Source organism: Flavihumibacter profundi (assembly GCF_020076305.1).
GTDB classification, from domain to species: domain Bacteria; phylum Bacteroidota; class Bacteroidia; order Chitinophagales; family Chitinophagaceae; genus Flavihumibacter; species Flavihumibacter profundi.
On record NZ_JAIQXE010000001.1, the window covers coordinates 385,928 to 402,924 of the forward strand.

At 41.9% G+C, this 16,997-nt stretch carries 18 protein-coding genes; 11 read left to right on the plus strand and 7 right to left on the minus strand.

From position 1 onward, the window contains the following. Positions 1-8: 8 nt before the first annotated feature. Both LAQ65_RS01615 and LAQ65_RS01620 read left to right on the plus strand, forming a co-directional pair. Positions 9-1,646 (plus strand): ABC transporter substrate-binding protein, encoded by a 1,638-nt coding sequence (locus LAQ65_RS01615; RefSeq protein ID WP_224115183.1) that lies wholly within the window; start codon positions 9-11, stop codon positions 1,644-1,646. Positions 1,647-1,682: 36 nt separating this feature from the next. After that, positions 1,683-2,498 (plus strand): acyl-CoA desaturase, encoded by an 816-nt coding sequence (locus LAQ65_RS01620; protein WP_224115184.1) that lies wholly within the window; start codon positions 1,683-1,685, stop codon positions 2,496-2,498. Between the two features lie 78 nt (positions 2,499-2,576). Here LAQ65_RS01620 and msrA read toward each other — a convergent pair whose 3' ends face one another. Both msrA and LAQ65_RS01630 read right to left on the minus strand, forming a co-directional pair. Further along, positions 2,577-3,170: a peptide-methionine (S)-S-oxide reductase MsrA gene (gene msrA / locus LAQ65_RS01625; protein ID WP_224115185.1), complete on the minus strand. Its 594-nt coding sequence runs from the start codon at positions 3,168-3,170 to the stop codon at positions 2,577-2,579. Positions 3,171-3,361: 191 nt separating this feature from the next. Continuing rightward, positions 3,362-3,814 carry a YqaE/Pmp3 family membrane protein gene (locus LAQ65_RS01630; RefSeq protein ID WP_224115186.1) on the minus strand — a complete coding sequence of 151 codons (453 nt, stop codon included), beginning with the start codon at positions 3,812-3,814 and terminating at the stop codon, positions 3,362-3,364. A gap of 57 nt (positions 3,815-3,871) precedes the next feature. Between LAQ65_RS01630 and prfB the strand changes: the two genes are divergently transcribed. The 6 genes from prfB (at position 3,872) to LAQ65_RS01660 (ending at position 9,076) form a co-directional block, all read left to right on the plus strand. Next, positions 3,872-4,970 (plus strand): peptide chain release factor 2 gene (gene prfB / locus LAQ65_RS01635; protein ID WP_224115187.1). Its coding sequence is split into 2 segments (ribosomal slippage): positions 3,872-3,931 and positions 3,933-4,970, totalling 1,098 coding nucleotides; the frame shifts between segments, so codons are not numbered across the junction. Between the two features lie 18 nt (positions 4,971-4,988). After that, positions 4,989-6,620 carry an L-glutamate gamma-semialdehyde dehydrogenase gene (gene pruA / locus LAQ65_RS01640; RefSeq protein WP_224115188.1) on the plus strand — a complete coding sequence of 544 codons (1,632 nt, stop codon included), beginning with the start codon at positions 4,989-4,991 and terminating at the stop codon, positions 6,618-6,620. A 48-nt stretch (positions 6,621-6,668) separates the two neighbouring features. Then, entirely contained in the window at positions 6,669-7,190 is a 522-nt protein-coding gene (pyrR, locus tag LAQ65_RS01645) for a bifunctional pyr operon transcriptional regulator/uracil phosphoribosyltransferase PyrR (protein ID WP_224115189.1), read from the plus strand. A 19-nt stretch (positions 7,191-7,209) separates the two neighbouring features. After that, entirely contained in the window at positions 7,210-8,136 is a 927-nt protein-coding gene (locus LAQ65_RS01650) for an aspartate carbamoyltransferase catalytic subunit (RefSeq protein WP_224115190.1), read from the plus strand. Positions 8,137-8,150: 14 nt separating this feature from the next. Further along, positions 8,151-8,624, plus strand: a complete 474-nt coding sequence (gene coaD / locus LAQ65_RS01655; RefSeq protein WP_224115191.1) for a pantetheine-phosphate adenylyltransferase — start codon at positions 8,151-8,153, stop codon at positions 8,622-8,624. 2 nt (positions 8,625-8,626) lie between these two features. Next, the gene (locus tag LAQ65_RS01660; protein ID WP_224115192.1) at positions 8,627-9,076 is read left to right on the plus strand and encodes a hotdog fold thioesterase; all 450 of its coding nucleotides are present in this window, start codon (positions 8,627-8,629) and stop codon (positions 9,074-9,076) included. Here the strand turns inward: LAQ65_RS01660 and LAQ65_RS01665 are convergent. Then, positions 9,045-9,668, minus strand: coding sequence for an NUDIX hydrolase (locus LAQ65_RS01665; protein ID WP_224115193.1), 624 nt, complete (start codon positions 9,666-9,668; stop codon positions 9,045-9,047). The two genes, LAQ65_RS01660 and LAQ65_RS01665, sit on opposite strands and share 32 nt — an antisense overlap. On the opposite strand from LAQ65_RS01665, the gene pyrE reads away from it, so the two are divergent. Further along, positions 9,661-10,344 carry an orotate phosphoribosyltransferase gene (gene pyrE / locus LAQ65_RS01670; RefSeq protein ID WP_317196985.1) on the plus strand — a complete coding sequence of 228 codons (684 nt, stop codon included), beginning with the start codon at positions 9,661-9,663 and terminating at the stop codon, positions 10,342-10,344. The two genes, LAQ65_RS01665 and pyrE, sit on opposite strands and share 8 nt — an antisense overlap. Positions 10,345-10,364: 20 nt before the next feature. Beyond that, positions 10,365-10,730: a heavy-metal-associated domain-containing protein gene (locus tag LAQ65_RS01675; protein ID WP_224115194.1), complete on the plus strand. Its 366-nt coding sequence runs from the start codon at positions 10,365-10,367 to the stop codon at positions 10,728-10,730. Positions 10,731-10,780: 50 nt separating this feature from the next. Here the strand turns inward: LAQ65_RS01675 and LAQ65_RS01680 are convergent, their stop codons facing one another. Next, entirely contained in the window at positions 10,781-11,254 is a 474-nt protein-coding gene (locus LAQ65_RS01680; protein WP_224115195.1) for an LEA type 2 family protein, read from the minus strand. Positions 11,255-11,523: 269 nt separating this feature from the next. Between LAQ65_RS01680 and LAQ65_RS01685 the strand changes: the two genes are divergently transcribed. Next, positions 11,524-12,189 (plus strand): WbqC family protein, encoded by a 666-nt coding sequence (locus LAQ65_RS01685; protein WP_224115196.1) that lies wholly within the window; start codon positions 11,524-11,526, stop codon positions 12,187-12,189. Here the strand turns inward: LAQ65_RS01685 and LAQ65_RS01690 are convergent. From LAQ65_RS01690 to LAQ65_RS01700, 3 genes are all read right to left on the minus strand, one after another. Continuing rightward, positions 12,186-13,994, minus strand: coding sequence for a M56 family metallopeptidase (locus LAQ65_RS01690; protein ID WP_224115197.1), 1,809 nt, complete (start codon positions 13,992-13,994; stop codon positions 12,186-12,188). The two genes, LAQ65_RS01685 and LAQ65_RS01690, sit on opposite strands and share 4 nt — an antisense overlap. 1 nt (position 13,995) lies before the next feature. Beyond that, complete coding sequence (locus LAQ65_RS01695) at positions 13,996-14,379, minus strand: BlaI/MecI/CopY family transcriptional regulator (protein ID WP_224115198.1); 384 nt, start codon at positions 14,377-14,379, stop codon at positions 13,996-13,998. A 178-nt stretch (positions 14,380-14,557) separates the two neighbouring features. Further along, the gene (locus LAQ65_RS01700; protein ID WP_224115199.1) at positions 14,558-16,981 is read right to left on the minus strand and encodes a sodium-translocating pyrophosphatase; all 2,424 of its coding nucleotides are present in this window, start codon (positions 16,979-16,981) and stop codon (positions 14,558-14,560) included. Positions 16,982-16,997 lie beyond the last annotated feature (16 nt).

Here is a 16,997-nt window from a genome sequence, read left to right on the forward strand (position 1 = left end):
TTATTTGAATGTTGATCTGCCGCTCATGTATCTTCTTCCTGGTTGCTTTTATGTTATTGATGTCCTGTGGCCGTCAGCCAGCCGGTGATAAAGGTTTTTTTAAATACAATGAATCATCCGGGATTGCTTCCCTGGATCCTGCATTTGCCAAGAATCAAAGCATTATGTGGGCTGTTCACCAGGTTTATAATACCCTGGTTGAGGTAGATAGTAACCTTGTAATTGCACCTTCTCTGGCTAAATCATGGGAGGTAAGTAAAGATGGGTTAATATATACTTTTCACCTGCGAACGGGAGTCCGTTTTCATGATGATCCATGTTTCCCTGGCGGGAAAGGCAGGGTATTGAATGCAACAGATGTAGTATTTAGTTTCCATCGTTTAATCGATCCTGTTACAGCCAGCAGTGGTGCATGGATTTTCAATGACCGGGTGAAAAAAACGGGCGGATTTCTTTCTTTGAATGACAGCACCTTCCAATTGGAGTTGGTAAGGCCATTTCCGCCGATCCTGGGAATACTGAGTATGCAATATTGTTCCATCGTACCCCATGAAGCGACCAGGTTTTATGGCAATAATTTCAGGGCCCATCCGGTTGGAACCGGTCCATTCCGGTTTGTAGCGCTGGAAGAAGGACAAGCATTGATCCTTCGTAAAAATGAATTTTATTTTGAAAAGGATAGTAATGGTAATAACCTGCCTTATTTAGAGGGGGTAAAAGTCAGTTTCTATGATAGTAAGGCTACAGAGTTTTTATTATTCCGGCAAGGTTCAGTGCATTTTATCAACGATATTGATCCTTCATTCAAAGATGAACTGCTTACAAAATCAGGCCGGTTACGAAAAAATTGGGAAGGGAAAATTATACTATCCAAACACCCTTACCTGAACACGGAATATTTAGGAATATTAAATGACACCTTAAATGATTTGGTAAAAAACTCACCACTGCGCTTTAAAAAAATCAGGCAGGCTTTCAACTACGGATTTGACCGTAGGAAAATGATGTTATACCTCCGGAATTCTATAGGAAAACCTGCTGAAAGTGGCTTTATACCCGCCGGGTTACCATCCTTTGATAGTCAGCGAGTTAAAGGATACAACTATGATCCGCAAAAAGCAAGGCAATTATTATTGGAAGCAGGCTATCCAGGGGGACGGGGAATGCCGGTAATTAAGCTGCTGACAATCCCAATTTATGCCGACCTGGCTAGCTATATAGCCCGGGAACTTGAAGAATTGGGCATCCCCATACAGGTTGAAATAATGCAAAAGAGCCTTTTGCTGGAGCAAACAGCCCAATCACAGGCTTTATTTTTCAGGGGTAGCTGGATAGCAGATTACCCCGATGCTGAAAATTATCTCAGTGTATTTTATTCCCGAAACCCCGCGCCGCCTAATTATACGCGTTACCGAAATGCCGCTTTTGATGCGCGGTACGAAAAAGCATTGCAGGAAAATAATGATTCAATGCGCTATTCCCTTTACCAGCAAATGGATAGTATACTCATAAGCGATGCTCCGGTAATTCCTTTGTGGTATGATGAAGTGATCCATTTTGTTCAACCAAATGTTTCTGGTTTTAAGCCAAATGCGCTGAACTTGCTGGAACTCAGAAGAGTACATTTAGGCACTAATTCTGATTAAATAGCCGTAACTTTGCGCCTTAATTTAGAGATTAGTATGGCAGTTATTTTAATTTTCTTTTTTGCGCATTGGTTTTTATCCCTGTTTTTCCATACGTTCTTTTTGCACCGGTATGCATCCCACCAGATGTACACCACCAGTAAAACTTGGGAAAAGATTTTTTATTTGTCAACCTGGATCACACAGGGCTCATCCTACCTCGTCCCGAGGGCTTACGCCGTTATGCACCGCATGCACCACGTTTACAGCGATACTGAAAAAGATCCGCATAGTCCGCACTTCTTCAAAGATGTTATGGGTATGATGATTCATACGCGTAATATTTACAATGCATTTCTAACTGGCAAGAATGTTCCGGATGAGCAGTTCACCAGGGATTACCTCCCGGTTTGGACAAAACTCGATCGCCTTGCTGATAGTACAGCTATGCGTTTGTTCTTTGGCTTATTATATGTATCGGTTTATGTAGTTTTCGCACCGAATTATTGGTGGTTTCTGTTATTGCCGATCCATTTTTTAATGGGACCAGTACAGGGAGCTATTGTTAACTGGTGTGGACATAAATACGGTTATGCCAATTATAAGAATGGTGACCATTCAAAGAACACTGAGCCATGGGGCATTTTCCTTTTGGGTGAGTTGTTCCAGAATAACCACCACAAAGAAGGAACTAACCCTAATTTTGCCCGTAAGTGGTTTGAACTGGACCCTACATTCCACGTTATGAAACTGATGAATGCTGTGGGAATTATCCGGCTTAAAAAATCATTGGTTGTTGTAAGCAAGGACCCGGCTGAACTTGATGATCAGCCTATTTCCATCAGGCCAAAGCTGGTTAAGAAAGTACATTAGATTTAAATTGTTCATGTAACAGAATAAAGAATCCCCCGGTAACAACCGGGGGATTCTTTATTCTGTATATAAATGAAATCAATTCTTTGTCTGTGCCTGGTTATTCTTTTTTAATTTGTCCTTAAAGACCTTTTCGAATTTTTCCATCTTCGGCCGGATTACATAGTAACAATAAGGCTGTGTACCGTTATTAACATAATAATTCTGGTGATAGTCTTCGGCTTCATAAAAATTCTTGAATGGTGAAATCTCAGTAACTATCGGGCTTTTCCAGGCCCCGCTTTTATCAAGTTGCTCCTTGTAATAAGTGGCTTTTTGTTTTTGGGTTTCATTATGGTAAAAAACTACACTGCGGTACTGTGGCCCGGCATCATTTCCCTGGCGATTTAAAGTAGTGGGATCATGGGTTTGCCAGAAGACTTCGAGTAATTCATCAAAGGTGATTACAGACGGGTCAAAAATAATCTGGGTAACTTCAGCATGGCCTGTGTTTTTTTCACAAACCTGTTCGTAAGTAGGATTGGCTACATGCCCGCCTGAATAGCCGGAAGACACTTTAAGCACTCCATTTAACTGTTGGAATACCGCTTCCGTACACCAGAAACATCCTGATCCGAGGGTGGCTGTATCTGTTTTTCCAACTGATTCTGCGTATACTAAATCGTTATTCATGCTTTTATTGGGGTTTTCTTTCTGAGCACAACCAGTACACAACTGATATACTGAGAAAAGGGAAAGCGTAGTAACAAAATGTAAATACTTCATAATAGTTCGCTTAAATAACACTGCAAGTTACGATAGCATTCGCAGTGCAGATGGCAATAGGGAGGTATATACATCCTTTTATGAAACCCTTAACGACCTTACAGAATATCAAAAACTACCAGCAAAGCAAGTGCAGCAGACGCTACCCACAGAAAGGGCAGAGCTGACAAAATAATTATTCCGGTTACCAGCAGGCCCGCACTTACCCAAAATTTCCAGGTTAAATTCCTTTCTTTCAGATAGATGGCCAATGGAGGCAATAAAATAGCCAGGATCGCCAGTAAAATCAAACTGGTGTCGGTATCTTCCAGTTTTCCGGCCTTTTTATCAGCTTTATATTGCTTCATTACTATTTTAACCTCTTTGAAACGGTTCTTTTTCTCCTTCTTACTCAAAGAATTGAATTCAGCTACCGCTTTATCAAGTTCAGCCCTGGCAAGGTCTTCCGAGATGGCAGCCTTTTTTACCGTCGGCTCTGTTTCTGCCGCTTTCACTACAGGTATAGCAAACAGAATCCATAATCCGGTAAGTAAAATAATCAACTTCTTCATGGTGTTTTATTTTGGTGGCATGAAAATAAACCAAATCACAATATCTTTGCATCCGCTATGACACAAGAACAATTGAAAACATTACGGGAGCGGGTTTCGGTTCTAAGGAGGTTTCTTTGACGTCGCTAACCGAAATGACAAGATCCACCAGGACAAACTATTAACGCTATCACCTGGCTTCTGGGATGACAACCACCGTGCCACGGGCATTTTGAAAGAGATAAAGGTCCACGAATACTGGATTGATCTTTTCAACCAGGTAGAAACTGCCGTGGAAGACTTTGCTGTACTCCATGATTTCTGGAAAGCCGGTGAGGCGAGCGAGGAAGAGGTAAAACAAGCCTACGACAAAGCACTGGCCTCCATAGAGGAGGCGGAATTCAAAAGTACCCTTAACCAACCCGAGGATGAATTGCCGGCTGTGGTGCAAATCAACAGTGGCGCAGGTGGTACTGAAAGCCAGGATTGGGCACAAATATTGTCGCGCATGTACCGTATGTATGGTGAAAAGCAGGGCTGGACAATAACCGAACTCGACTGGCAGGATGGTGATGGGGCAGGAATCAAAAGCGCTACGTTCCAGTTTGACGGTCCGTTCGCCTATGGTTTCCTGAAAGGTGAAAGCGGCGTACACCGCCTGGTTAGAATTTCTCCATTCGATTCAAATGCCAGAAGACACACTTCTTTTGCATCCGTCTTTGTTTATCCACTTGTTGATGATACTATTGAAATCGAGGTAAAAGACAGTGAAGTCAAAATGGAGACTTCCCGAAGCGGTGGTGCCGGTGGACAAAACGTGAACAAAGTAGAGACAAAAGTAATGCTCACCCACCTTGCTACAGGTATTGTCGTTATTTGCCAAACTGAAAGAACGCAGCTTGGCAACCGGGAAAAAGCCATGCAAATGTTGAAAAGCCGTTTGTATGAAGAAGAATTGCGCAGAAGGGAGGAAGCAAAAAATATCACAAATTCATCAAAAAAGAAGATCGAATGGGGCAGCCAGATCAGGAGTTATGTTTTCCATCCTTATAAGATGATCAAGGATCACCGCACAGATTATGAAGTTGGTAATGTGCAGCCGGTGATGGATGGGGAACTCGACGGGTTTATAAAAGCCTACCTGATGAGCCAGAAAGATGAAGTATCTACAACCTAACAGTATAAAACGCAAAATATGAGTTTAGGATATTTTTCTTATCCGATGCCGGTAAATGAACCTGTATTGCAGTATGCGCCTGGTTCACAGGAAAAAGCATTGCTCAAAAAAGTTTTGACCGAATTGAAGAAAAAGGAAGTTGATATACCTATGTATATTGGCGGAAGGGCGATACGTACCGGAAATAAAATCAGCATACATCCACCACATGAAAGAAACCATGTGTTGGGTTTTTTCCACGCCGGTGATGAAAAGCATGTTAACCAGGCCATTGATGCGGCACTGAAGGCAAAGGAATCCTGGTCTGCAATGAGCTGGGAAAACCGGGCGGGTATATTTTTGAAGGCGGCTGATTTGCTGGCTACAAAGTACAGGCCATACATAAATGGTACAACAATGCTTGGCCAAAGTAAGAATGCCTACCAGGCTGAAATAGACAGTGCCTGTGAATTAATCGATTTTCTTAGGTTTAATGTTCATTATTTGAGTGAGATTTATAAGCAGCAACCAATAAGTGGTCCGGGTACGCACAATAGGCTTGAATGGCGGCCACTTGAAGGTTTTGTACTGGCGGTAACCCCTTTCAATTTTACTGCAATTGGTGGTAACCTGCCTACATCTGCTGCAATGTGCGGCAATACTGTGGTTTGGAAACCGGCCAATACACAAGTGTACTCAGCACAAATGTTTATGCGCATTTTACAGGAGGCGGGCTTGCCTGATGGCGTCATCAACCTGATTTATGTTGACGGCCCCACACTCGGAAAAGTATGTTTTGCCCATCCCGATTTTGCTGGCGTGCATTTCACCGGATCCACCGGTGTATTCAATAGTATGTGGGCTACTATTGGTGCCAATATGACCAATTACAGATCTTACCCGCGCATTGTCGGTGAAACAGGTGGAAAGGATTTTGTAATTGCACACCGTTCTGCCGATCCGGATGTAGTAGCCACAGCATTGGCCAGGGGAGCATTTGAATACCAGGGACAAAAATGTTCTGCGGCATCAAGGGCTTACCTTCCTTCCAATATTGCGGATTCTGTACTGAAAAAGCTGGTAGACCAGGTAGGCAGCATGAAAATGGGTTCAGTGGAGGATTTCAGCAATTTTATCAATGCGGTAATTGATGAAAAGAGTTTTGATAAACTGAAGAAATATATTGACAGGGCAAGGAAAGACAGGAAGGGCAAAATTATTGCCGGTGGCAATTGCGATAAACGTAAAGGCTATTTTATTGAACCAACGGTTATTCTAACTACTGATCCGAAATATGTGACCATGTGTGAAGAGTTGTTCGGGCCGGTTTTGACAATTTATGTTTACAATGCCGATCAGTTTGAAAAGGCCTTGCAGCTGGTTGATCAAACATCACCCTATGCCTTAACCGGAGCGATCATTGCCCGCGACCGTGAAGCTGTTGAACTGGCCACCAATAAATTGCGGCATGCAGCGGGAAATTTTTACATAAATGATAAACCAACAGGTGCTGTAGTTGGTCAGCAACCATTTGGTGGGGCAAGAGCCAGTGGAACCAATGATAAAGCGGGTTCCATGTTGAACCTTTATCGCTGGTTGAGTGCCCGGACCATAAAGGAAACTTATAATCCGCCGATAGATTACAGGTATCCATTTTTACAGGAAGCATAAAAAAATATTTAAAGGCACTAAGCCTTAATTTAGCAGAAAGAAGCAATCTTGAAAACTATCCTTAGTGGTGACCAGTTGGCGATTACTATTAAAAGACTAAGTCACCAGATACTTGAAAATAGTGTGGATCTTTCCAACACCTGCATTATCGGTATTCAACCCCGGGGTATTTGGCTTAGTAACCGAATAATTAAGGAAATCCAGTTACTGCTGCCCCAAACCAAGCTCCTTTACGGAATATTGGATATCACATTTTATAGGGATGATGTCCGTAAGGAACTCCATGTTGCCAACCAGACAGATATTCCTTTCTCGATTGAAAACCGGAAAGTGATTCTTGTGGATGATGTTTTATATACGGGCAGAACCATCAGGGCTGCACTTGATGCCCTGCTTGATTTTGGGCGGCCGGAAAAAGTGGAACTCTGTGTCCTGATAGACAGACGCTTTAGTCGCCAGCTACCCATACAACCCGATTATTCCGGAAAAGCCATTGATTCCATCATTTCACAACGCGTAAAAGTGGGCTGGCAGGAAAATAGTGGAAAGGATGAAGTGGTATTGCTCTAACAATTAACTTTGCACCCTAATGCGACTCAGCACAAAACATCTACTCGGCATTAGAGAGCTTTCTCCACAGGACATTCAACTTATTTTAGATACTGCCTCCCAGTTTAAAGAGGTGTTGCAGCGGCCTATTAAGAAAGTGCCTTCCCTCCGGGATGTAACAATCGTAAACCTTTTTTACGAAAATTCTACCAGGACCCGGATATCATTTGAACTTGCGGAAAAGCGTCTCAGTGCAGATACTATCAATTTTTCAGCCAGCGGATCATCTGTTTCCAAAGGGGAAACGCTGCTAGATACTGTAAATAATATCCTGAGCATGAAGGTAGATATGGTGGTAATGAGGCATAGTGCCACAGGGGCCCCACATTTCCTGGCCAGGCATATCCCAGCTGCTATTGTGAACGCCGGGGATGGCATCAACGAGCATCCGACACAGGCTTTGCTGGATGCTTTTTCCATTCGTGAAAGACTTGGAACTCTGGAAGGTAAAAAAGTGGCCATTATAGGGGATATCATGCATTCAAGGGTGGCACTAAGTAATATTTACCTGCTTAAGAAAATGGGCGCTGAAGTTACAGTGGCAGGTCCACCTACCCTTATACCTAAACATATGGCAGAGGCTTTTAATGTGCGGGTAGAATATGACCTTAATAAAGCCCTGCAATGGTGCGATGTAGCTAATGTGCTTAGAATTCAGCTCGAAAGGCAGAACCAGGTATTGTTTTCCTCCTTACGGGAATACAATCTGGCGTATGGTGTGAAAAAAAGCCTGCTCGACAATCTGGATAAGGAAATCCTTGTCATGCACCCCGGACCTATTAACAGGGGGGTGGAATTGGACAGCGATGTGGCTGACAGCAAACAATCCATTATTTTGCAGCAGGTCGAAAATGGGGTTGCAGTTAGAATGGCTGTATTATATTTACTGGCTGGAAGAGAAGGATAAGCAGAAATTACTATATGAGAATTTGTTTGTTCCCCGGGACATTTGATCCCATCACGTTAGGGCATGTGGATATTGTCACGAGGGCACTTCCCTTGTTTGATAAAATTATTATTGGAATCGGGTTAAATACATCAAAAGCACCTATGTTCTCTGCAGAACAGCGGTTATTGTGGATCAGTGAAATTTTCCATAATGAACCTAAGGTGGAGGCCGCCAGTTATGAAGGGCTGACTGTAAAATTTTGCCAGGAGATTGGTGCAAGGTTTATATTAAGGGGTATCCGCTATGTGAGTGATTTTGAATATGAGAAAACCATAGCCGATGCTAACCGTACACTGGATAATAAAATTGAAACGATTTTCCTGACCGGTGAACCGAAATATACATCAGTGGCGTCAACGATTGTTCGTGACATTATTCGCAATAATGGCGACGCTTCCCCATTTATTCCTGAAGCAGTATATAAAAGCCTTCAAAAAATCAGTTAAACATGCCAGTTATCTGGTTTGATCCTACTTTTTCCCTTAGCCACCTTGATGGATTAAGTTCTAATACTTTGGGCGAGCACCTTGGTATTGAATGGGCAGAAGTAGGACCGGATTTTATTAAAGCCAGAATGCCCGTTGATCACCGCACCAGGCAGCCATATGGTTTATTGCATGGTGGTGCATCAGTGGCCTTGGCCGAAACCATCGGTAGTGTAGGTGCGGCGATGACTGTAGATCGCAGTAAATTTATTGCTGTAGGCATGGAAATTAATGCCAATCATGTGCGTAGCGCCAGGGATGGTTTCGTAATTGGTACCGCCAGGGTATTGCATAGGGGCGGCACCTCACAGGTTTGGGAAATCCGTATTGAGGATGAAAAGGGCAGGTTGATTTGCATTAGCAGGTTAACCGTAGCTATCCTTAAGTTACATAAAACTCCAGAACGTCCTTAATGGAAGGGAAAGTATTGGTCAGAGCCTGATCCCATTTTTCCCTCGGCAACCAGTCCACTGCATGAATATCTTCACTGGTTTGGGGAACAAGTTGCTGGATGCCTGTAGTTGCCATTTCAAACCAATAAGTTTCTTTTAATATATGTTTACCACTCTCATGGTAAGTATGGTAGGTCGTGAGTAATGGGCGGGTAATTGATACATTTCGCAGCCCGGTTTCTTCTTCCACTTCCCTTTTGGCACAATGGTCTATCGTTTCCCCGTCGTCTAATTTTCCCTTAGGCAGGTCCCATTTTCCCCGCCGATGAATGAAAAGAAGTTCCTGATCAGGATTCCAAACTACACCACCGCCTGCTTTGATTACCAGGAATTTTTTCCAAAATGCTTTTTTCAATGCATCAAGGTCATGGTGTTGGAAGATTCCTGCATGGATGCCGGGCAATTCCATTTCGTAAATCATTGATTTTATTGCAGGGCTGGAAAACTCTTCAATAAGTATAGCATCATCATGGTGAAGGTATGGTTCAATGTCGGGAGAAACGCCATCACAAAGAAAAAGTGGTTTATCGCCAAAATAGATTTTGATGTACATAAAGGCTAAGGCTATTTTTGCCTCATATAAAGATAACATGAAGACCAATGAAAAAGCTGTGGCAGAGAAACTGTTGCAAAGTAATGCAGTAAGATTAAGTCCGGCAGAACCTTTTACCTGGGCCAGTGGCTGGAAAAGCCCAATTTATTGTGATAATCGCAGGTTATTGTCCTTCCCGTATGTACGCGATTTTATTAAATCTGAAATGTGCAACGTGATTTTCGAATCATTTCCCGAAGCTGACCTTGTAGCCGGAGTGGCAACCGCTGGTATTGCCTGGGGAGCAATGGCTGCCGATCAGCTGAAATTACCATATATATATGTTCGCCCGAAACCCAAGGAACATGGCATGGGTAACCAGATCGAAGGAAGTTTTGAACCTAATCAAAAAGTAGTGGTAGTGGAAGACCTGATTTCCACAGGCAAAAGTAGTCTCCAGGTTGTGGACGTATTGCGGAAAGCAGGTTTGGAAGTGGTAGGTATGATTTCAATATTTACCTATGGATTTAAGGTAGCCGATGAGGCTTTTTCCGCAGCAGGGGTACCGTATATTTCGCTCACTAATTATGAAAATATGATCAGCCTGGCCCTGGAAAAAGGGATTATAGAGTCGGAAATGCAACCAGTATTGTTAAAATGGCGGGAAGATCCTGCAAACTGGGCCGGACTACAGTAAATTCGTAAAAACGTTATTAAATGAAAAGTATCGCTTTATTGCTAACCCTTATAATAGGTTTTGGCACAGTTTCAATGGCGCAGACCAAAAAGGAATTACAAAAAGTTACTATTAATACGCCAACTGTTCAATGCGAAACCTGTAAAAAGAAGATTGAAGATTTTCTGTCCAAGGAAGATGGCGTGGAAACAGTAGTAGTAGACTATAAAAGGAAACAGACAAAAGTTACTTTTCATAGTGATAGAACAAATATTGAAAATATTAAAACAGCTATTGCCAATGTTGGTTATGATGCAGATGACATAGCCGCCAATGAGGAGTCTTACCAGAAATTACCCAAGTGTTGTAAGAAACCGGAAGACGGTGGTGGAATGAAGAAAAATTAAAATTCGCTGTATATAAAAATCCCGGTCTATAAGACCGGGATTTTTTTTGCCTACCATTCAATCTTTTGCTTACCAGAATAGTTGACCGGTATATTAAAAAACACACCAGATTTTCCCATCTTAATCATTCCGTTCACCTTAACATCAATTTCATTATTGACTAGCAGGCTTAAGGCGTTGCTAAAAAGTTGCTTCATATCCACCTTCATTTTCAGGGGTAAATAAAAAGTGTCTCTGCGGGGAATGGTCACCATTGTATCCAGAACACTATGCCCTATATGGCGGTCATTTACAGCCAAATCTAACTCGGCATGCTTAAGATCAAGTGCATATTCGTTAGGATTAAAATATTTAAGATCTGCCGAAACGACAGATTCTGAAAAACCCAGTTTACTGATTTTGAAGTTTTCAAAAGCCTGGTATTCCGGAATCTGGGGTTTTTTACATCCGGCAAATGCCAATAGGAGGAGGATAGGCAGGAGCCATTTCAGGCGATTTAAGCAGGTTTGAACTGTTAGTACCATAATACCGGCAAAATAGGGGATTGGCCGTTTATCGCCAAATTCATTTTCCTTAAATACCGTATCTTCATTCCCAAAATATTTGGGTTTTAAAGTATTTACCTTTTTATTAAAGGCTGTATTTATAAAGCAATATTTTTAGCAATAGAATTAATTTATAAATTGCTTAATTACAATTAAATACAATATTTAAAGAGTTATTTAAACTGTATTTTAAGTAACTTTAAACCAGCTGTAATGGCATAAATTAATGCAAAATAAAAAGAATTGAAATGAATATTAATAATGAAATACTATATATTGATTTACAGTATTTTGCAAATGTTAATTGGTATAAAAAAGCAGTTCAATATAAGTATATAGAATTTGATAAATCTGAGTACCATGTTAAAATGAGTTTTAGGAACAGGTTATGGCTTAGTGGAGCTGACGGATTGTTGAGTTTATCCATTCCTTTAGTGAATAGCAGGAATGAGCAGCAATTATATAAGGACGTACGGATTGCTCCCGGCAAGTGGCAGGTGATTCATTTTAGAACAATAACGTCATGCTATAATCGCTCCCCATGGTTTGAACATTATTGTGACGAACTGGCAGTTCTTTATAATCAACAGCATACTTTTTTGATGGATTGGAACCTTGCTTGTTTCGAATGGATAAATCGTCAATTCGCTAATCGTATTAATTGGAGGTTTGCTTCACCCGGCGGGAATTACCCGGCGGGTACTACCCGCCGGGTAATTCCCGCCGGGTGGGAAAATGGGAATGATTTCACCAACCTGTTCAGGCCGGGGAATAAGGAAGAGTGGCTTGGCACAGAGGTCATACATATGAAGTATACCCAGGTATTTGAAGACAGGGTCGGTTTTATTCCCGGGCTTTCGGTGTTGGATTTGCTGTTTTGCGAAGGCCCTGCAGCCCTTAATGTTCTATCTTAGATGTAAACAATTTTGCGTTGGTGAGCTGATTTTTGCTGCAGTTTCTTCATCTCCAGATCATGCTTTTCGATAGCTTTTCTGAAGTCTTTTTGCTGCTTTTCCAGTTGTTTATTCAGCATTTCGAGTTGGGCCTGCCGGAGTTGATAGGTTGCCTGGAGTTGTTCGGTAAGGACTGCTTTTTTTGTAATTGGCAATTTTTCCATTTGCTGAACTGCCTTAGATGCTTCCTGTTGAACCTTATTCCAGTCTATCCTGGCGAGGGCTTTTTCAAACTCTTGTTGGATAGATTCTGATGATTTTCCTGTATTCTCGAGTTCTGCCTTTAATTTATCCCAGTTTACTTTTTCTAAAGATAATTGCGCCTGAAAGGCAACTTCCATGGCATGTAAATTGTCCAATTTTACCTTTGAGCCCTCCAATCGCTTTAAAGTGTCTTCCAGATTATTAGCCAGGAAACTGCTTTTTGGAACGTATGGGAAATTATTGAGTTGAATCGGAACTGGAATTTCATCCTGATCTTCCTCAAGGGAAAAGGCCCGTTCTTCAGTTTGCAGAGCAATCACGGGTTTTTGCGCCTCATATATAGATTTTATTGCAATCCAGTTTGCTTCCTCCGCCGGGACTAGTAGGTCAACCGATTTAAAAGATGGCTTGATTTTATCCTTTATCCTTTTAGAGTTCGTTAATGGCTTTTGGGAGAAAACAGCCGCAAGCCTTTTTTTATTTCCCAATTGAACAGGTAAATAAAAAGGTTTATTCCCTTCAGGGCTGATTATTGGATGAATCGGTGATTCCTGTAAATATCTCCTTATTTCCTGCCTGGGTTCCAGTAGCCCAAATGCGCAAAAAACAACTGCCAAACTGGTAAAAAGGGCAAATTTTACATGATTACCTGTATGGGAGATAGGAATATTCAGCATCCTTTGAATGCGATTGAGCAGCAAATTGCGACTTGATCCCCGGGCTGCTAATATTAATTGGGAATGTTTATTTATCCTGTGCTTTTCCAGTTGTAATAAGGCATTGGCATAGCGTTGTGGTTGATAACTAAATTGTAAAACCCAGTCATCACAGGAATGTTCCCTTTCTTCCCGGATAGCTGCAATTAGGAAATGTGTAAATGGATTGAAATAGAAGAATACTTCTGATAAAACAATGAATATATTCCAGATATAATCATTTCTTTTTATATGTGCTAGTTCATGAATTAAAATTGCTTCCAACTGGTCAGGGGAAAGGTTACTTAATGCAGAAACCGGAAGAAGAATTGCTGGTTTTAACCAGCCCAATATTACGGGAGTATCAATTTTTTCAGATATCCAGATACTTATTGAGAAACTTATATTTAATTGTGCGGACATGTTATCCAGGAAAAGGCGCCAATCAACCGGTACTTTCCTGAGACTACTAGTTTTCAATTGCCGGCTCACCAATAACAAATGTGAAAATCTGAATAAGCTGAAAGAAATCCAAATCAGGTAGATAATTGCAATATAAGGTAAACAAATGCTGGTCCAAAGCCTCGTCTGAGCATATACTGCCTGTAATTTAATATTACTAAATGATGCCAATTGGTAACCATTCCCAAGAAGGCTATTCCACCGGAGGATCAGGGTAAATGCCGCCCAACTTACCCCGAACAAGAGAAAGAAAAGGGATAAATTATACCTAACTGCGGCAGACCTCTTTGGCAAGACCTTTTTCAAAAACAGGAAAAAAAACCACAATAATCCAAACTGCCATGTACTGTTCAGAATGGTCCAGCCCAGTGCTTCAAGGAAAGCAGCCTGGGGATGGTTCGGCATATTAGTGTTTTTTAAGGTTGTTTAATAAATCCTGGATTTCTTCAAGCTCGTGATCAGAGGCTTTATGATTGCCCAGGGCCTGTAATACAAGTTGGGTAGAAGATCCACCAAACAAACCATCAATCATTTTTCCAAGAAGGTGTTTTTGAGTTTTTTCACGGCTTACAGCTGCCTGGTAAATGTGCGTCTTTACTGAATCATCGCGTTTTACCAACCCTTTTTCATTCATGATTTGCATCAGCTTTAACGTTGTTGTGTACCCAACATCTTTTGTTTGCGCTAATTCTTCATGAACTTCCCGAACGCTGGCCAGACCTTTATTCCAAAGCACCTGTAATATTTCAAGTTCACTCTCCGTGGGTTTAATATACTTGGTAGAAGCCATGGCACTGTATTTAACTATGAAAATACGATTTGTTTCGTATTATAGGGCAGGCAAATGTTAAAAAAAAATGAATAATATGCAGAAATTAAGGGGTGGCTATAAAAGCAAAAGCCCCCACGTAGACACGTCGGGACTTTTGGTATTTGGATCTGATTAGTTTCTGTTACAAAAGTAAGGACTAATTTTCATTCACTTTGATAGAAATTGAAATGTCATTCCCGGGAGAAAGGAATTTTTCATATTTCTTAACGGATTCAGTTGATAATTCTTTTCCATTAACTGCCAAAATTCCTTTCTTATAGTCCACTGAAAGTTTTCCATCAACCGAATAACCATCTCTTTTAAGTGCATCCACCAGGCCATTTAATTTTTGGTCATCAGAAGAGCCTTTTATATTAACTGTTGTACCAGATTGGCTGTCTGCATTAACCCGAACTTCCATGGTTTTTTGGATTTTCATTTCATGAGCCTTTCCGTCCCGCGTATGGTGAATATCAGCCAGGGTAGGCGCAATAACCAATGATACAATGCTCATCAGTTTGATCAGGATATTCATAGACGGTCCGGAAGTATCTTTAAATGGATCACCAACAGTATCACCAGTAACTGAGGCTTTATGGGGCTCAGATTTTTTGTAATACATTTCGCCATTAATCATCACGCCTTTCTCGAATGATTTTTTAGCATTGTCCCAGGCACCTCCTGCATTGTTCTGAAACATTCCCATCAGCACACCACTTACAGTTGCGCCGGCAAGGAATCCACCCAATGCTTCTGGTCCAAAGATGAAACCAATTATAATTGGGGAAGCAATAGTTATTGCTCCGGGTAGCATCATTTTTTTAATGGAAGCGTCTGTTGAAATCGCCACGCATTTATCATATTCAGGCTTACCTGTACCTTCCATGATACCAGGAATAGTGCGGAACTGACGGCGCACTTCTTCTACCATGGCCATGGCGGCCTCACCAACTGCGCGTATGGCCAGCGATGAGAATATAAATGGAATCATACCACCTACAAATAAACAGGCAAGTACATCAGCCTTATAAATATCAATACCGCTTATTCCAGCCACTCCAACAAAGGCTGCAAAAAGTGCAAGGGCTGTAAGTGCTGCAGAAGCGATTGCGAAACCTTTACCAGTTGCAGCTGTTGTGTTACCTACTGCATCGAGGATATCCGTTTTTTCACGAACTTCTTTAGGCAATTCACTCATTTCAGCAATTCCACCGGCATTATCTGCAATTGGACCAAATGCGTCAATGGCTAATTGCATGGCAGTTGTTGCCATCATACCAGCAGCAGCAATTGCCACACCATAAAGGCCTGCGAAATGATACGAACCATAAATCCCTGCAGCCAGCACGAGGATAGGCAAAAAAGTTGATTCCATTCCCATTGCCAGGCCACCAATAATATTGGTAGCATGTCCTGTTGCAGATTGCCGTATTATGCTGTTTACCGGGCGTTTCCCCATGGCGGTATAGTACTCCGTGATGATGCTCATCAGGATACCTACTGCCAGTCCAACAAGGATGGCATAAAATACATCTATACGGGTGAATTCAAATCCTCGCAGTGAAAGGGTTGTGTCTGGTAAAATATATTGTACCAGGAAGAAAGATGCAATGGCCGATAAAACCACTGATCCCCAGTTACCCATATTTAAAGCTTTTTGTACTGCCTCTGTACTGATTCCTGCAGATTCGGAGATCCTGACAAACCAGGTGCCTACTATAGAGAAAAGGATACCTACGCCAGCAATCAGCATAGGTAATAAAATAGGGGAGAACCCATTATAATTATCAGTTGCGATGGTTTCCTGACCGAGTACCATGGTAGCCAGTACAGTTGCGACATAAGAACCGAATAAATCTGCTCCCATTCCCGCTACATCACCAACATTATCGCCAACGTTATCAGCAATTGTAGCCGGGTTACGCGGATCATCCTCGGGGATTCCTGCTTCCACCTTACCAACCAGGTCGGCACCCACGTCGGCCGCTTTTGTATAAATACCACCGCCTACACGGGCGAAAAGGGCAATGGATTCTGCTCCCAGTGAAAAGCCTGTTAATACCTCAATAGCCTTAGCTACCAATGCATCATTAGCCGCTAAGCCTGGTGCAAATGAAGTAACAAGGACAATGAATAAACTGCCAAGGCCTAAAACAGCTAATCCAGCCACACCCAGGCCCATTACAGAACCACCGGTGAAGGAAACCAGGAGCGCTTTGGATAAACTGGTGCGGGCAGCATGGGCTGTACGTACGTTTGCTTTGGTGGCAATACGCATACCTATATATCCAGCTAATGCGCTGAATACAGCACCAATTACGAATGCAATAGCAATACTCCAGTGGGAATGTTCATTCCTGCTTGCCATATATCCTAAAAGGATACCAACAATAACAACAAAATAACCCAGAATTTTCCACTCCGCTTTCAGGAAAGCCATGGCACCTTCTGCGATGTATTGACTGATTTCTTTCATCCGGTCTGTACCGGCATCTTGTTTGGAAACCCAGGCAAATTTAATAAAGGTGTACAGCAAGCCGATAACACCAAACGCCGGGACCAGGTAAAACAATTTGTCCATAATGAAATGCTTGTTA

What these genes read in the sequence shown, in the direction of transcription:
- LAQ65_RS01615 (WP_224115183.1), top strand. Translation starts at nt 9, where the DNA reads ATGTTGATCTGCCGCTCATGTATCTTCTTCCTGGTTGCTTTTATGTTA.
- LAQ65_RS01620 (WP_224115184.1), top strand. Translation starts at nt 1,683, where the DNA reads ATGGCAGTTATTTTAATTTTCTTTTTTGCGCATTGGTTTTTATCCCTG.
- msrA (WP_224115185.1), bottom strand. Translation starts at nt 3,170, where the DNA reads ATGAATAACGATTTAGTATACGCAGAATCAGTTGGAAAAACAGATACA.
- LAQ65_RS01630 (WP_224115186.1), bottom strand. Translation starts at nt 3,814, where the DNA reads ATGAAGAAGTTGATTATTTTACTTACCGGATTATGGATTCTGTTTGCT.
- pruA (WP_224115188.1), top strand. Translation starts at nt 4,989, where the DNA reads ATGAGTTTAGGATATTTTTCTTATCCGATGCCGGTAAATGAACCTGTA.
- LAQ65_RS01650 (WP_224115190.1), top strand. Translation starts at nt 7,210, where the DNA reads ATGCGACTCAGCACAAAACATCTACTCGGCATTAGAGAGCTTTCTCCA.
- coaD (WP_224115191.1), top strand. Translation starts at nt 8,151, where the DNA reads ATGAGAATTTGTTTGTTCCCCGGGACATTTGATCCCATCACGTTAGGG.
- LAQ65_RS01660 (WP_224115192.1), top strand. Translation starts at nt 8,627, where the DNA reads ATGCCAGTTATCTGGTTTGATCCTACTTTTTCCCTTAGCCACCTTGAT.
- pyrE (WP_317196985.1), top strand. Translation starts at nt 9,661, where the DNA reads ATGTACATAAAGGCTAAGGCTATTTTTGCCTCATATAAAGATAACATG.
- LAQ65_RS01665 (WP_224115193.1), bottom strand. Translation starts at nt 9,668, where the DNA reads ATGTACATCAAAATCTATTTTGGCGATAAACCACTTTTTCTTTGTGAT.
- LAQ65_RS01675 (WP_224115194.1), top strand. Translation starts at nt 10,365, where the DNA reads ATGAAAAGTATCGCTTTATTGCTAACCCTTATAATAGGTTTTGGCACA.
- LAQ65_RS01680 (WP_224115195.1), bottom strand. Translation starts at nt 11,254, where the DNA reads ATGGTACTAACAGTTCAAACCTGCTTAAATCGCCTGAAATGGCTCCTG.
- LAQ65_RS01685 (WP_224115196.1), top strand. Translation starts at nt 11,524, where the DNA reads ATGAATATTAATAATGAAATACTATATATTGATTTACAGTATTTTGCA.
- LAQ65_RS01690 (WP_224115197.1), bottom strand. Translation starts at nt 13,994, where the DNA reads ATGCCGAACCATCCCCAGGCTGCTTTCCTTGAAGCACTGGGCTGGACC.
- LAQ65_RS01695 (WP_224115198.1), bottom strand. Translation starts at nt 14,379, where the DNA reads ATGGCTTCTACCAAGTATATTAAACCCACGGAGAGTGAACTTGAAATA.
- LAQ65_RS01700 (WP_224115199.1), bottom strand. Translation starts at nt 16,981, where the DNA reads ATGGACAAATTGTTTTACCTGGTCCCGGCGTTTGGTGTTATCGGCTTG.